Source organism: Flavobacterium succinicans (assembly GCF_001662485.1).
Lineage (GTDB): Bacteria > Bacteroidota > Bacteroidia > Flavobacteriales > Flavobacteriaceae > Flavobacterium > Flavobacterium succinicans_A.
The window spans coordinates 350,946-365,491 of sequence record NZ_JMTM01000017.1; the positions used below are offsets into that span (position 1 = coordinate 350,946).

The 14,546-nt window shown below is 34.4% G+C and carries 12 protein-coding genes; 4 read left to right on the plus strand and 8 right to left on the minus strand.

Translation table 11 applies throughout. The features are described 5' to 3' along the window. Positions 1-200 precede the first annotated feature (200 nt). The 6 genes from FLB_RS03745 to FLB_RS03770 form a co-directional block, all read right to left on the minus strand. Positions 201-2,384 (minus strand): PepSY domain-containing protein, encoded by a 2,184-nt coding sequence (locus FLB_RS03745; RefSeq protein ID WP_064714614.1) that lies wholly within the window; start codon positions 2,382-2,384, stop codon positions 201-203. Between the two features lie 113 nt (positions 2,385-2,497). Beyond that, positions 2,498-2,977: a DUF2271 domain-containing protein gene (locus tag FLB_RS03750; protein ID WP_064714615.1), complete on the minus strand. Its 480-nt coding sequence runs from the start codon at positions 2,975-2,977 to the stop codon at positions 2,498-2,500. A gap of 107 nt (positions 2,978-3,084) precedes the next feature. Beyond that, positions 3,085-4,596, minus strand: a complete 1,512-nt coding sequence (locus FLB_RS03755; RefSeq protein ID WP_064714616.1) for an ankyrin repeat domain-containing protein — start codon at positions 4,594-4,596, stop codon at positions 3,085-3,087. Positions 4,597-4,787: 191 nt separating this feature from the next. Next, the gene (locus tag FLB_RS03760; RefSeq protein ID WP_064714617.1) at positions 4,788-5,264 is read right to left on the minus strand and encodes a DUF6265 family protein; all 477 of its coding nucleotides are present in this window, start codon (positions 5,262-5,264) and stop codon (positions 4,788-4,790) included. A 244-nt stretch (positions 5,265-5,508) separates the two neighbouring features. Beyond that, positions 5,509-6,351 carry a retropepsin-like aspartic protease gene (locus FLB_RS03765; RefSeq protein ID WP_231891037.1) on the minus strand — a complete coding sequence of 281 codons (843 nt, stop codon included), beginning with the start codon at positions 6,349-6,351 and terminating at the stop codon, positions 5,509-5,511. 162 nt (positions 6,352-6,513) lie between these two features. Next, complete coding sequence (locus FLB_RS03770; RefSeq protein WP_157490525.1) at positions 6,514-7,938, minus strand: TlpA family protein disulfide reductase; 1,425 nt, start codon at positions 7,936-7,938, stop codon at positions 6,514-6,516. Between the two features lie 525 nt (positions 7,939-8,463). Here FLB_RS03770 and prfA point away from each other — a divergent pair. The 4 genes from prfA to FLB_RS03790 all read left to right on the plus strand — a co-directional run bounded on the left by prfA (position 8,464) and on the right by FLB_RS03790 (position 12,521). Further along, on the plus strand, positions 8,464-9,540 hold the full coding sequence (prfA, locus tag FLB_RS03775) for a peptide chain release factor 1 (protein ID WP_064714620.1): 1,077 nt from the start codon (positions 8,464-8,466) through the stop codon (positions 9,538-9,540). Between the two features lie 172 nt (positions 9,541-9,712). Continuing rightward, entirely contained in the window at positions 9,713-10,534 is an 822-nt protein-coding gene (pyrF, locus tag FLB_RS03780) for an orotidine-5'-phosphate decarboxylase (protein WP_064714621.1), read from the plus strand. A 297-nt stretch (positions 10,535-10,831) separates the two neighbouring features. Next, a complete protein-coding gene (locus FLB_RS03785) occupies positions 10,832-11,638 on the plus strand; it encodes an ABC transporter substrate-binding protein (RefSeq protein WP_064714622.1) in 807 nt (268 codons plus the stop codon). Between the two features lie 97 nt (positions 11,639-11,735). Then, positions 11,736-12,521, plus strand: coding sequence for an alpha/beta fold hydrolase (locus FLB_RS03790; RefSeq protein ID WP_064714623.1), 786 nt, complete (start codon positions 11,736-11,738; stop codon positions 12,519-12,521). Positions 12,522-12,714: 193 nt separating this feature from the next. On the opposite strand, the gene FLB_RS03795 is transcribed toward FLB_RS03790, so the two are convergent. Then, entirely contained in the window at positions 12,715-13,431 is a 717-nt protein-coding gene (locus tag FLB_RS03795; protein ID WP_064714624.1) for a DUF4197 domain-containing protein, read from the minus strand. A 43-nt stretch (positions 13,432-13,474) separates the two neighbouring features. Then, positions 13,475-14,329 (minus strand): formyltetrahydrofolate deformylase, encoded by an 855-nt coding sequence (gene purU, locus FLB_RS03800; RefSeq protein ID WP_064714625.1) that lies wholly within the window; start codon positions 14,327-14,329, stop codon positions 13,475-13,477. Between the last annotated feature and the right edge of the window lie 217 nt (positions 14,330-14,546).

Genomic DNA, 14,546 nt, shown 5'->3' on the forward strand with positions numbered 1-14,546 from the left:
ATGATATAAAGCTCTACAAACTATGATAGACGCTCCTGATTTTTTTTATTCCTGCAAGGTCTTTTTTTTGACCTTGTAGGTATTTGAATTTAACAAATATACCTACAAGGTTTTGAAAACCTTGCAGGAAATTGTTGTATCACGATTAATCTTTACATTGCTTTTTCCTTCTTCTTAGTAGAAAGTTGGGATGAGGCTTTCTAATAACAATCGGTCAAAATTTGCCCTTTGGCTTTATAATCTGAAACGCTGGTATTGGGTTCCTCTAAAAGGGTTTCAAGTACTTTTTCTACATCTTTTTGCATTGCCAAAGAACCGCAAATCATAATGACTCCATTTTCATTCAACAGCGCTTTGAAAAAAGCAGCATCACGCTCTATCAAATCTGTCACACGACAGCCGTTAGGTATTCTGGATAAGGCCAAATTAAAACTTTGGAGCCTTTGTTGGTCCATCATTTCTTGTGCAAGTTTTGTATAACTGGCAACGCTTTTTGTCTCGGTTCTAAAACCGCAATACAAATGCGTTTCCGTTTTGGGTGTCGACTCTTGAATCATTCCTAAGAAAGGCGCAATTCCAGTTCCATTAGAAATTAAGGCAACTTTGGTTGCTTGTTTCGGGAAGTGAAAAGCGGTATTCGTGATTACTCGTGCTTTTATTTTGGTACCTATTTCAAGTTGATTCAAATAACCCGAACCTAATCCGTATTCGTGTAATTTGACAACCAATTGTAGTTTTCCGTCGTGTTTACCGATGGAGTATAAACGCTCTTTATTGTCGTTGGCAGGATAAATGGCTAACAAATCTCCCGATTGGAATTTGGTCGTCCAAAGCGTTTTGAAGCTCACCAAAAAAGTGTCTTCGTCTGTGGATACTCGTGTTTTGGTAACTACTTCAAAAGTTTGTAGACCCTTTGGTATTGCATTGTATAGCGATGGAGTAGTAGCAAGCGGTAAGGAAGTTGAGGTATTCCATAACTGAATCCAATCCACAAATTCTTCAGTTGATTTGTCGTTTACAGTATGTAACGGTACGATGGTTTCGCTCCAATTTTGTTTTGCCAATGCAGTTTCGACAGCATAGGCAAAACCACAAAAATCCGCATAGGATTTAGACCCAAAACCAATAATAGCGGTTTTGATTTTTTGTTTTTGTGTAGTTTTGCTCAGTAATTCAATAAATTGATCCGCATTAGATGGTGCATCGCCCATCCCGTGAGTTGCTGCAAAAACGAGCAATTGTTCTGCTTTTGGAAACTGGGTATAGGAATTCATCTCGGCGAGATAGGCTTTTTTGCCAAGAGCAATAAATTGCTGTTGCACGGCATTGGCAAATCGCAGGGTACTTCCGTTTTCTGAACCTACGAGGAGAATGATTTCGCTGTCTTTGGCTTTGAATTTATTTTTGATGCGACTGGCTCTGCGTCGCAACGTCATTGCAAATCCAGAATAAATAAAGAACAATAGATTGATACTAGCCAAACCAAGAATTACAGCCCACAAAATGCTGGTTCTTCCGGTGTGTAAATCGAGACTTAGGTCTTTCAATTGTGTGGTGGTTGCGATTGCTTTTTCTGTAACTACAGCGCCAGTTACTTGATTTACCTCTATTTCTTTATCTTTTAGATGAATGATAAAGTATTCTTCAGGATCATCCGAAAAAGGAAATTCTATTTTGGTGACATCAGCCAAAAGCGCCGTCTTGAAAAAAGATGTTTTTTGTTTTTTGGACGAAGGCTGAGCTACAGTTTCGGTTGCTGAAGCATCGTTTTCTATAAAAAAATGAAACTTTTCAAGAGTAAGATACGCACCAGTAATCGCAATGATAAGTATTGGAAGTAGCGCTACTCTTCCAGTAATGATGTGATAATATTGGGCGAAATTTTCTTTTACAACTTTTGAAAACACACTTCGAATGCTTCTTTGACGATTAATGAGTAACGCCAAACCAGAAAGTGCAATAAGCGCCAATAAAAATGAAATAAAGCCTACTATAAATCGTCCAGTTTCTTTTAAAAACAAGGAGCGGTGTAGAGCCGTAGTCCATTGTATGAATTCGCTTTTTGGGGTTGGTTTTCCTAGAATTTTACCGTTGGTTGGATCTACATAGGCATTAACATCATTACCTTCTTGATCTATTCCTTCAAGTAGAACAAACTGATTGTGATCCACGCTTACTGCTGTTATTTCAGGATAGGTTTTTCGTAAAACAGGAAGCGTTTCTGCTAACGTTATTTCATCGAAAGTACTAGCTTGGTAAGAAGGGATCTTTTCTTGAATGGCATCTACCGCTAGAATGGTACCCGTAACGGCTGCTAGGACTAAAAAAAGGGAAGAGAAAATCGCTAGAACCAAATGTGCGTAGCGCCAAAAGGAAAGAGTCATAGAAAAAGGACTTTTAGTTTTATGATGTGCAAATTGAAAAAACGAAGTCAAATAAGATAAAGGTTGTGATTCCTCAATCTTAAATGACTTTGTCTATTTTTTCAAGATGTTTTTTAGATTTTATTGAATCGCACGTAGCGGATATATCCTTTGCCATCTGTTTTGGCAGCCAATCCTTCTGTGGTTAATGGGATTTCGGCATCGGCAACATAGTATTTTTTGTCCTCTACAGCACTTTCAAAACGTAGTTTATAGCCTTTGTTGATTTTGGCATCTTCTATCTCGATAGTAGTAATGCTGCGATCTCCACCAGTTACAGAAGCTCCAGTTTTGGCACTTATGTTTTCTTGTTTTTTTGATTGGAATTTATGCCATTCTTTGATGGTTTTGTACCATTTTTTATCGTCACCCATTACGTAAAGCGTTTTCTCGTATTCCCCTTTTGGATTGATTAACGACACTACAATATAGGCGCCTTCCCCTACATAGTTAGACATTTGCAACATGCATTTGTATTTGCTAGTTTGAGCAGTCGCTTGAAAAGATAAAAAACTGATAAGGGTAAGTAAGCTTATTTTTAAGAATGATTTCATTATGAGGATAAATTATGAATTTTAAGTGATGTGATTTGAGTTATGAGTTTTGAATTATTTAGGCTATTCACTAGTTACTAAGTACTAATCACTAAGAACTAACTAAACTATTTCAAAAACTCTAAATCGATGTTCTTTTGGGTTAATGTTTCGTTTTCTTTCGCCAATGTGTATGGGGTTTCGTCAAATTCTGTTTTAGCATCTTTTTGTGCCCCAATAGAGATTAAATACTTTAAAATAGTATCATCTTTTGCAATCATCGCTGCTTTGTGTAAAGCTGTTAAGCCATCATTGTTTTTGACGTTGCTGTCTATTTTTAAATCGGCTAATTTTTTGAGCAAATTTAAATCGTTTTTGATCACCGCCAAATGATACAAGGTATTTCCGTCTTTTTGAGGTGTAGAAAGGACAAAGCCTTTGTCTTGTAGTATTTTTATTTTAGCATCAAAAGGGTCTTGTTTTGGCGTGTTGGCTGCTTCAGGACCACGTCCGCCACCCGTTTGAGGACGATACGATTGTATTAAATAGTAGCCTAAATTGTTACCATCTTTATCGGTTACTCTAATATCAGCCTTATGATTTAAAAGTTGCGTAATTGCTTCTGGTGTTCCTGATTTAACTGCAAAAGTTAAGGCACTTTCTTTTTTTGAGTTTTGCGCATTGGTATTTTTGGTTACCGCTATTAATTGTTCCAAAGTAGCGGTTTCACGACCAGCTGCAGCAAGCATCAATGGTGTGTTTCCTTCTTTGTCTGCTTGGTTAGGATCCACACCTTTAGAAAGAAAATAAGTTATGATTTCTGTTTGATTGGGTTTATTTGCTAAAAAGTGAAGTACTGTTTCACCAGATTTACTGCTAGTAGTAGGTTTGATTTTTAATTCTTCAACCAAATATTTATAGGTTTCAAGTGTGCTTGATTCTCTACGTGTACCTTGAGCGGCAAAAAGAAGTGCATTGTTGGTGTATTTTACTCCTTTTGCTAAAAGGGTTTTCAAGAAAGCAACATTACCAGTTTTTGCAGCATAATCAAATGCTGTGTTGCCATTACTGTCTACATCTTTTAGGGATAAGCCTTTTGTAGCTAAATAATCACTTAGCGTTAAGTTTTTATCTGTTGCAATGGTCATTAGTTGCAGGTTAACCCCGTCTTTATATTTTTTCTTTGGATCAATGCCAGCTTTGAAAAATGCCTCGTACAATTTTGGATTCGATTGTCCACCAATGGCAGCAAAGGTAAGCGGAGTTTCTCCTTTACTGTCTTCCAAATTGATGTCAGAACCTTTAACGATTAAGTATTCTATAATTTCCAAATTCCCTTTGTTAGCGGCCCAATGCAGGTAAATTCGGTTATCGTGGGTCAGTTTGTTTACTTCGTTTCCAGGTTGTTCCAATAAGAATTTAATAGTAGCAGCAGGCGCATCATTATTAATGGCCATTACGGTTACATCAAAAGCATTGGGAGTTGCCGCAGATGGACTGTTGCCTTTTTCGATTTCGGCTTTTACAGTGGCCACATCGGGCGAAGTTTTCCAAAAAGATTGGTCGAGTAAGCTATTTTTTTGTTGGGCACTGCACCAAACAGTTGTAATCAAAGATAGGGTTAAGAATATATTCTTCATATTTTGGAATGGATTAAAAACAATTTCGTTTATTTAGAATAAATAAAAATAATACAAATGTAAGTATTAAAACTAATTTTCCAATAGCTTTTGTATTCGTAAGAATGAAAAAAGTAAAAAAGGTTTAATATGGTTGGATGAATAAATAAAAAAACCTCAGTAAGAACCGAGGTTATAGTATTGAGGTTGAATTATTTCATTTTTTTAAGCGTATAAGTTTCGGATGTAACTTTTCCGGCTTGTTTTCCTGAGATTTTTGCAATCAACGTAGTTGCATCGGCTAATTTGTAATTGATTTTTTGTGGGTAATCGTGTTTTGGATTTTCGAAGACCAAGTTTTTTTCGATGGTAGAGGTGAGGGGAAACGATACGGCTTCGTCATTGTTTTCGCCTATTACAGTAGCTTTATAGATAAGGTTTTCTCCTTTTTGTTGCAACACAATTGTTTCGTTATGCAAAGTGTCTTTTCCTTTTATAAAATAAGAAGTCCCTTCAAAAGTACTGTCGTTTACAGCTTTCCATGTTTCTTCTAAAATTCCTTGTTCAGATTGCTGGGTCCAAGTGCCCAACAGCCATTGCGAAGCTTTGATTTTTTCATTTTTGTTCGCGTTGTTGTTACAGGACGCAAGTGCTACAAAGACCAATAAAAGTGTCGTTTTTTGAAACATGATGCAAGTTTTTTGTTTGGATTGATGGCGCTAATTTATGAAAAAGGAAGGAAAAAAGAGGAATTAATTGCTGAAGATGAAAAAGGAAAATGTTTTTTGTTTTTAATTGAGTGCGCTTTTGAAAAAACTAATTTTTATAACTTCAATAACTTGTTTTTAGGTCACCCAATTTTAGAAATTTTTTAAGTAGTGAAAAATTATAGTCACAGCGGTAGTCGCTCAATAACTAAAGGGTACCCTGTTTTTAGTTTGTATTTTGATTCAAATACAAGATGTTTTTATCCCAATCAATTGTTAGTAGATAATTTTCGAAAAAAGCATTTCCTAGTAGCGAACCAGCGCGTTTTTCCAAGGTTATTGACTTATCATTTAACTCAATTTCTCCTATTTTGATTTTTCCTATTGGAAAGGTCTGTTTTTCTTGTTGCAGAAGTGTGTCTTTTTCTTTTAGAAATTTCACAAAAGAAAGGTTGGCGGTAAATTCGCCACTAGAGCCTAAATCAAAAAGAAATTGATGCTTTTGATTGTTAAGTTCAATAGCCACAAAGCCGAGGCCCCAATCTTTGCCAATAAGTTCAATTTTTTTTGCAGTTGGCAGGTTTTTAAAATTTTCTATTTTGCTGCTGATACGAATCACCTTCTGAACGTAATCAATTTGCCATTTTGATTTTCGCATTAGATTATTTCCGATGATGCCATCTATTTTTTTGGTTGCTGGTTTTTTTGTAAAGGATAAATCTTGTAGTATGCCATAAGTTTCCTCAAAATCCAGATTCGCTATAGCAATGTTTGGTACTTCAACTAAGGTTACTTTTTGGTCAGCAAAAGAACTACCCGAAAGACTAACTTCTTTTATGATTTTGTACTGTATTTCCTTTGCAATTTTTGAATCAATGGTGGTTACTTCATAGCCTGAATCAAAAACGAAGTTGTATTTTTTGCCTGAAATAATTACTTCGATATAAATATGCTTGTTAACATAGTTAAAAGGTATTTCAACGAAATACTCTTTTTGTTTTACATAACCCTTTTTGGATAGCTGTTTTCTATTTTGGGAGAAACCATTTGATAATGTCAGTTGAAACATTACAAAAATTAGGATTATTTTTCTTTGCATATTTTTTCGAATAGTAGTACCAAAAAGTTAGGGTGGATTTGCGATTTTAGGTCACATTGAACTTAAAAAAAGGTGTGTTTTTTGCGAATTTGTTAGTGAAATATTTGAGGAGGCACGGGTTGTAAATCTGAACTATCGGAGAGCAGGTATTTTTTGATTCAAATATTTATCTAGTTCATCTCTTATTGCTTTAGAATCAGGTTTAGGAGCATTACTGTTGACTAATTTACCTTTCTTGTCATAAATTATAAAACGTGGAATTGTCTTCATTGTCAAGTCTTGATATATATTGGCTTTAGGATAATTTAACGATAAAAAATTGTTTTTTAAACTTATTAAATTTTCTTTCTTACTTGCAATACTCCATTTTTTTAAATCACTATCAATCGATATGTATATAAACTCAATGTTTTTATTTTTATACTCTTCATAAAGTATTTTTGAGCTTGGCATTAAAACCCTACAAGGTGCACACCAACTCGCCCAAAAATCAATATAAATAACTTTTCCTTTACAACTTTCAATAATTTGCGTTAGCGTTTTTTTATTGTTTTCTCCATTAATAAGAATATCATCATTTTTATTGACTATTGTACTTTTAAACAATTTAGGGAATTTAGTTTTGAAATACCTAATTGCATAACTATTCTTTGATTCTGTTTTATATGTAAAATAACAGCTTAAAAATTCCTCTTTACTTCCTTTAATTGCAATGTTTTCAAGGCTATGAAACATCAAGTATTCTCTATTATCTGTATTAATTTCTTTAAGATTGACAGCTTTTCGAAATTGGTCTTTAAAATCTGTCATTCTTCCATCAGATATATCTATAAATTTTGGTCTAAATATTTCTTCAAAAGCGTTATTTACGATATAAGTATAAGTTTCATTACCTAAATCATATGATTGTTTTAGAATGTCTATAGGTGCTAATGATAATATGCTTTCTTTATTTTTTAGATATGATAGACTCAATTCATAGTTTTTTTCGTCTAATAATTCTTTATTATATAAAGAATCAAAAAAAATAATTTGTTTTAAATCTCTTTTATTTCTCTCATTTGAATCATTTTCAAGTTCTTTGAAATTTTTGAATCTTTTGTGTTTTTCAAAAAAAATTAAATCATTGAAATCCAATGGGTGTTTTAAATTAAAAGCAGTATTAAAGTTGTAATTGTAGTTTTTTGAACTTTTAACAAAAGGAGCACTATTCTTATATTCAAAAATAATTGTGTCATTTGGGTAGAAATAATAAGAATTAATACAAAAATCTTTGATAAAGTATTTATGATATAGATATATAGGTTTTGTAGTTTTAATTTTAAATGTCTTGCTTGTATTATTGATGTTTATTTTATTATTTATAAAATCATTTTCAAATCTATAGTAAACCTTATTATCATCAAGTGAATAATTATTTTTTCCAAAAAAAGTCGTGTCATTTATTTGAGGATTTTTGAATATTATTGTTATGAAACTATTCTTGTCGTAAGTATTCTCTTTTTTATTGCAAGACAGGATAAGAATAGATAAAAATAAAATGAATGTTTTTTTCATTTTTTTGTTTGAGTTAATGCCTGTAAAATTTTTAATACTTGTGATAAAATCATTCAAGGCCACCCTATATTGGGTAAATGTTTGATATTCCTCACATATTGTAGATTTTTCAAATATATACAATTTTAACTACAAAAATTTTGTTTTTTTATGGTTTATATTTGTGGTTTGTTTTTGAAGTTTGGGATTAAAAAACACACCCCCCCCAGCCCCTATAACTCCATATGTTTATTTTTTTTTGGAGTCGTTGCATCTTCGATTTCAAGAGGGGAGTAATTGCGCTAATTTTAGAGCTTTTTATAATAAATTCTTATTTATTGGAATTTGGAATTTAAAATTTGGAATTTCGATTCGTGTCGTGCTAACCTTCCTAGCCCTGATGGGAGCGGCATCCTGTGGCTCTGGGGTTCAGAGCCACAGATATAGCGGACAGCAGGATTAAGCTCCTAAAAAAATCTGAAAAGGGGTTTCTGTAAATTGCTTTCTTTTTTGTATTTTTGCCGTCCAAAATATAAGGACAAGAATATGTTAGATAGACTTCAATATGTAAAACAGCGTTTCGACGAGATTTCGGATTTGATTATTCAGCCGGATGTTATCGCGGATCAAAAACGTTATGTACTGCTTAATCAGGAATACAAGAGCATTAAAGCCCTAGTGGAGAAACGTGAGGAATATATTTTGGTTTTGGCCAATATTGACGAAGCCAATGAAATTATTGCTGATGGTAGCGATGCCGATATGGTGGAGATGGCCAAAATGCAATTGGATGAAGCTAAAGAACGTTTGCCACAACTGGAAGACGAAATTAAGTTTATGTTGATTCCAAAAGACCCTGAAGACGCGAAGAACGTAATGGTCGAGATTCGTGCCGGTACGGGTGGTGATGAAGCGAGTATTTTTGCAGGAGATTTGTTCCGTATGTACACTAAATATTGCGAAAGTCAAGGTTGGAGAACATCGGTTGTGGATATGAATGAAGGAACTTCTGGTGGTTTCAAAGAGGTGATTTTTGAGGTTACAGGAGAGGATGTGTACGGTACTTTGAAGTTTGAGGCGGGTGTTCACCGTGTGCAACGTGTCCCACAAACAGAAACACAAGGACGTGTGCATACTTCGGCAGCAACGGTTATGGTGCTTCCAGAAGCAGAAGAATTTGATGTACAAATTGATATGAATGATGTTCGTGTGGACTTTTTCTGTTCGTCAGGACCTGGTGGGCAATCGGTAAATACAACGAAATCAGCTGTTCGTTTGACACACATTCCAACAGGATTGGTGGCGCAATGTCAGGATCAAAAATCACAACATAAGAATAAAGACAAGGCGTTGAACGTATTGCGTTCTCGTTTGTACGAAATGGAATTGGCCAAAAAACAAGCGGAAGACGCTTCAAAACGTACTTCGCAAGTGAGTTCAGGTGACCGTTCTGCTAAAATTCGTACTTATAATTACGCTCAAGGTCGTGTAACGGATCACCGAATTGGTTTGACCTTGTATGATTTGGGTAACATTATGAACGGTGATATTCAGAAAATTGTAGCCGAATTACAATTGGTGAACAATATGGAAAAACTGAAAGAAGCTAGCGAGGTTTTTTAATTAACTAAGTATTAAGTATTAAGTATTAAGTACTAAGTACTAAGTATTAAGTATTAAGATAACAGAAAAGATGCCATACTGAAATGTTTGGCATTTTTTTTAACAGGTCGCGAACTTTGAAAAAAACTTTGCGAACTTTGCCAATAACAACAAACAATAAACAACTACTGTTTTGACTACACAACAACTACTAGAACAAATCCAATTGAAAAAGTCTTTTCTATGCGTAGGCTTAGATGTTGACTTGAATAAAATACCTTCCCATTTATTAGCAACGGAAGATCCAATCTTCGAATTCAATAAAGCCATTATCGATGCGACCCACGATTTATGTGTGGCCTACAAACCCAATACAGCTTTTTTTGAAGCGTATGGCATAAAAGGTTGGCAGTCGTTGCAGAGAACCATTGAATACATCAATGCCAATTATCCTCAACTCTTTACGATTGCGGATGCAAAACGTGGCGATATTGGAAATACGTCTTCAATGTACGCCAAAGCCTTTTTTGAGGATTTGAATTTTGATAGTGTAACGGTAGCACCGTATATGGGGAAAGATTCGGTGGAGCCATTTTTGGCTTTTGAGAATAAACATACCATAATGTTGGCCTTAACGTCTAACGAAGGCGCTTTTGATTTTCAAACCTTATCGGTAAATGGTACAGAATTGTACAAACAGGTTTTGGAAACCTCAAAATCGTGGAAAAACAGTCATAACTTGATGTATGTGGTTGGCGCCACCAAAGCCGAATACTTTACTGAAATTCGTAAAATTGTTCCTGATAGTTTCTTGTTGGTTCCTGGTGTTGGCGCACAAGGCGGTAGTCTGTCTGAGGTTTGTAAATACGGATTGAATAGTCAAGTTGGTTTGTTGATTAACTCATCTCGCGCTATTATTTATGCTTCGAATAAAGAAGATTTTGCCGAAGTTGCTAGAAACGAAGCGTTGAAAATGCAACAGGAAATGGAGGAGATTCTTAGTTTAAACGTATAAAGTTTAAGGTTTAAAGTTTAAAGGTTTAATATTGTTTGTTGAACCGTTGCGTGCTTTGCGTAAATCCTTGCGCCCTTTGCGGTTAAGTTTTTTACCACTAAGAAACACAAAGAAGTCACGAAGCTACACAAAGCTATGTTAAACTTTGCGACCCTTGCGTAAATCCTTGCGCCCTTTGCGGTTAAGTTTTCAACCATTTAAGGCATTTAAGGTCATTCAAGTTTTTTTTCTTTGCGACCCTTGCGTAAATCCTTGCGTCCTTTGCGGTTAAATTTTTTGCGGTTAAATCCAAACAATATGAAACAACTAACAGATCAAATCGGTACTTCTCATTTTTTTGAATCGACACCGCGTCGAATTGTTTCGTTGGTTCCCTCACAAACGGAGTTGTTGTTTGATTTAGGATTGGAAGACCAAATCGTTGGAATCACCAAGTTTTGTGTGCATCCAAAGCATTTGCTTAAAACCAAAAAAATAGTAGGAGGAACCAAACAGGTTCATTTTGATAAAATCAAAGCCTTACAACCTGATATCATTATCTGCAACAAAGAAGAAAACACGCTGGAAATGGTGCAAGAACTTTCTGCAATTGCGCCAGTTTGGGTGACCAATGTAGTTACCATTGCGGATAATTTTCAAATGATTACTGATTTTGGGCTGCTTTTCGATACAACTGCCGAAACCAAAATTTTGAATGAAAGTATTCATTTGGCCTTGGCTGATTTTACAACTTTTATAGCAACCATTCCTACTCAAAAAGCAGCTTATTTTATCTGGAAAAAGCCTTATATGGTGGCAGGTTCAGGTACTTTTATCAACGAGTTGTTACAATTGAATCGATTCGATAATTTTTTTGGCACGCAATCCCGTTACCCCGAAATAGCTGTTGATGCGTTGACTCGATACGATGCTGTTGATTTGGTGTTGCTTTCTTCGGAACCTTATCCTTTTAAGAATGAAGATGTAGCCGAGTTCACTTCCTTTTTTCCAAACGCCAAAATACGTTTAGTCGATGGCGAGTATTTCTCTTGGCACGGCAGTCGATTACTTAAGGCGCTTTCTTATTTTAAAGAATTACAACAAGAGTTAGTTTTGAATGTTTAAGTTTTTGATAGATAATAGTTTGTGTTTATATTTCTAATTATAATATAGTAATTGGCGTTTAAAATTATTATTCTATTTTTACAAAAAAAACTAACGAATGCTTAATTACACTATCTACAAGAATGAAACAAGTACACAATGGGTGACTTTTGTCCACGGTGCAGGCGGTAGTTCGTCGATATGGTTTAAGCAAATTCGAGATTTTCAAAAACAATACAACGTTTTGCTTTTGGATCTTAGAGGACATGGAGAATCTAAGCCAAGCCTGAAAACGGCTTTTAAACAGAAATATACTTTTTCGGCTTTGGCGAATGATATTGTGGAAGTTTTAGAGCATTTAAAAATTGAACGCTCTCATTTTGTTGGGATTTCATTAGGTACGATTTTGATTCGTCAATTAGCAGAAATGTATCCGCAAAAAGTGCAAAGTATGATTTTGGGTGGTGCCATTTTGAAAATGAATTTCCGTTCTCAAATTTTAATGCGCTTGGGTAATGCCTTCAAATATGTATTGCCTTACTTGGTATTGTATCGCTTTTTTGCTTTCGTTATTATGCCCAAGAAAAGTCATAAGCAGTCGAGAGTATTGTTTATCAATGAGGCTAAAAAATTATACCAAAAAGAGTTTATAAAATGGTTTAAACTCACAGCCGAAATCAATCCTGTTTTGAAGTGGTTTCGACAAGTAGAATTGAATATTCCAACACTTTACGTTATGGGAGAAGAAGATTATATGTTTTTGCCTTCTGTTCGAAAAGTAGTCGAAAATCACTATCGCTCTTCAAAGCTTTTTGTTATTGAAAAATGCGGTCATGTAGTGAATGTTGAGCAACCTTTGGCTTTCAATACAGCAGTACTTTCTTTTCTAAATACAGCACAATAAAAAATGCCGACATCCAAAGACGTCGGCATTTTTATAACTAACCAAAACCAAATAATAAATAACCAGTTTATTACACTACAAAGGTCAGGAATAAGTTAGTATGTTATTGTTAAAATTATGTTATTACTTTGTTGTCAATAAGTTAAGTCTAATTAACAATGTTTTTTTGGTGTTTTTTTCTTGTTATAATATGTTAATCTTGCATAGCAAAAACCTTCTTTAAAACTGTAGAAGTTCTTGATTGTAAATCAGTTCTGATGTTTTTTTCTTCAATAGCAATCATTTTAAAAACGCCTTCTAGTGCTTTATTGGTGACATAATCATTCAAGTCAGGATTGATTTTTGAAACCAAAGGCACTGTGTTGTATTTTTGAATGATTCCATTCCAAATTTTATCGGCACCAACCTTCCCAATAGATTGTTGTACTACAGGAAGGAATTTAGCATATAATTCTTTGTTGGTGGATTGCTGTAAATAGGTTGTTGCAGCATTTTCATTACCCATCAAAATGGTTTTGGCATCTGCAATTTTGATATTTTTTATGGCGTTTACAAACACAGGAGTTGCTTCTTTTACAGCATCTTCTGCGGCTCTGTTTAGGGCTTTGATTCCGTCATCGGCTAGCGAGCCCATTCCTAATTTTCGTAAGGTTTTGTCAACTTTAGATAATTCTTCGGGCATTACGATTTTGACCAATTCGTTTTTGTAGAAACCATCTACTTGGGTCAATTTCGAAACTTGTTCGGTGATTCCTTTGTTTAAGGCTTCTTTTAGTCCAGCAGCAATATCTACCGTTCCGTTTTTGTTTAAAATACCAGTTGCCGTTTCGGATGATTTTTTTAGAATATTTTTGAATTGAGCGTTACAAACAACAGGGAATAAAATAAGTAGGATTAAAAGTTTCTTCATTAGGATTTTGGTTTTTTTTTTAATTGAAAAGACTACAAAAATACTACAAAAATACTACGGTTTTATTGTTATACACCATAGTTTTTCGTTCTGCATGCAATTTAATGGCTCTTGCCAAAACCATTCGTTCTAAATCGCGTCCTTTCATAATAAAATCTTCTATAGAGTGACTGTGGGTTACACGAGCAATATCTTGTTCGATGATTGGGCCTTCGTCCAAACCTTCGGTTACATAATGACTAGTAGCGCCAATGATTTTTACACCGCGTTTAAAAGCAGAATGATAAGGTTTTGCCCCAGGAAAAGCTGGTAAGAAAGAATGATGGATATTGATAATGTTGTTTTGGTACTTTTCTATCAGTTTTGGGGTAATGATTTGCATGTAGCGCGCTAATACAATGAAGTCGATGTTGTATTGGTCTAGTAATTCCAATTGTTCTTTTTCGCCAATTTCTTTGATTTCTTTGGTAAAAGGAACGCAATAAAAAGGAATTGCAAATTGTTCTGCTACTTTTTTTAAATCTTCATGATTGCTAATGATAACAGGGATTTCAAGTGGTAATTCACCAGCGCTATAACGTCCCAAAATATCGTATAGACAATGATCATATTTAGAAACAAACAAAGCCATTCTCGGTTTTTGCTGTTGCGGATAAATTTTCCAATCCATATCAAATGGAAGAGCTAGATTGGTTTCAAAATCAGCTTTTATGGCTTCGATAGGCCATTTTTCAGATTCTAATTCGCATTCCAATCGCATAAAAAAAACATTTTCATCGGCATCAACGTGTTGGTCCAAATAAATAATGTTTCCTTCTATCGAGGCGATATAGTTGGTAACTGAGGCTATAATTGACTTTTGATCTTTACAATGAATGAGGATGGTAATTTTTTGCATTTTTTCTTTTAATCGTGCTTTATTACTAGGTTTTAAAATGTTTTTATCATTAAACGTACTGAATGACTATTTTTTTGTTTATTTGAGGACAAAATCTTGTTTGTTTTAGAATCAAAAGAAAACGTTTTCTTTTGATTCTATTGCGATTAGTTATCCTTTTTTACCAAATCTAACTTATTTTTTTTAAGAAATAGCAGCATTTAGTTGTTTTATAGTA

What these genes read in the sequence shown, in the direction of transcription:
- FLB_RS03790 (WP_064714623.1), top strand. Translation starts at nt 11,736, where the DNA reads ATGCTTAATTACACTATCTACAAGAATGAAACAAGTACACAATGGGTG.
- FLB_RS03755 (WP_064714616.1), bottom strand. Translation starts at nt 4,596, where the DNA reads ATGAAGAATATATTCTTAACCCTATCTTTGATTACAACTGTTTGGTGC.
- FLB_RS03750 (WP_064714615.1), bottom strand. Translation starts at nt 2,977, where the DNA reads ATGAAATCATTCTTAAAAATAAGCTTACTTACCCTTATCAGTTTTTTA.
- FLB_RS03795 (WP_064714624.1), bottom strand. Translation starts at nt 13,431, where the DNA reads ATGAAGAAACTTTTAATCCTACTTATTTTATTCCCTGTTGTTTGTAAC.
- FLB_RS03765 (WP_231891037.1), bottom strand. Translation starts at nt 6,351, where the DNA reads ATGTTTCAACTGACATTATCAAATGGTTTCTCCCAAAATAGAAAACAG.
- FLB_RS03745 (WP_064714614.1), bottom strand. Translation starts at nt 2,384, where the DNA reads ATGACTCTTTCCTTTTGGCGCTACGCACATTTGGTTCTAGCGATTTTC.
- FLB_RS03785 (WP_064714622.1), top strand. Translation starts at nt 10,832, where the DNA reads ATGAAACAACTAACAGATCAAATCGGTACTTCTCATTTTTTTGAATCG.
- FLB_RS03760 (WP_064714617.1), bottom strand. Translation starts at nt 5,264, where the DNA reads ATGTTTCAAAAAACGACACTTTTATTGGTCTTTGTAGCACTTGCGTCC.
- prfA (WP_064714620.1), top strand. Translation starts at nt 8,464, where the DNA reads ATGTTAGATAGACTTCAATATGTAAAACAGCGTTTCGACGAGATTTCG.
- purU (WP_064714625.1), bottom strand. Translation starts at nt 14,329, where the DNA reads ATGCAAAAAATTACCATCCTCATTCATTGTAAAGATCAAAAGTCAATT.
- FLB_RS03770 (WP_157490525.1), bottom strand. Translation starts at nt 7,938, where the DNA reads ATGAAAAAAACATTCATTTTATTTTTATCTATTCTTATCCTGTCTTGC.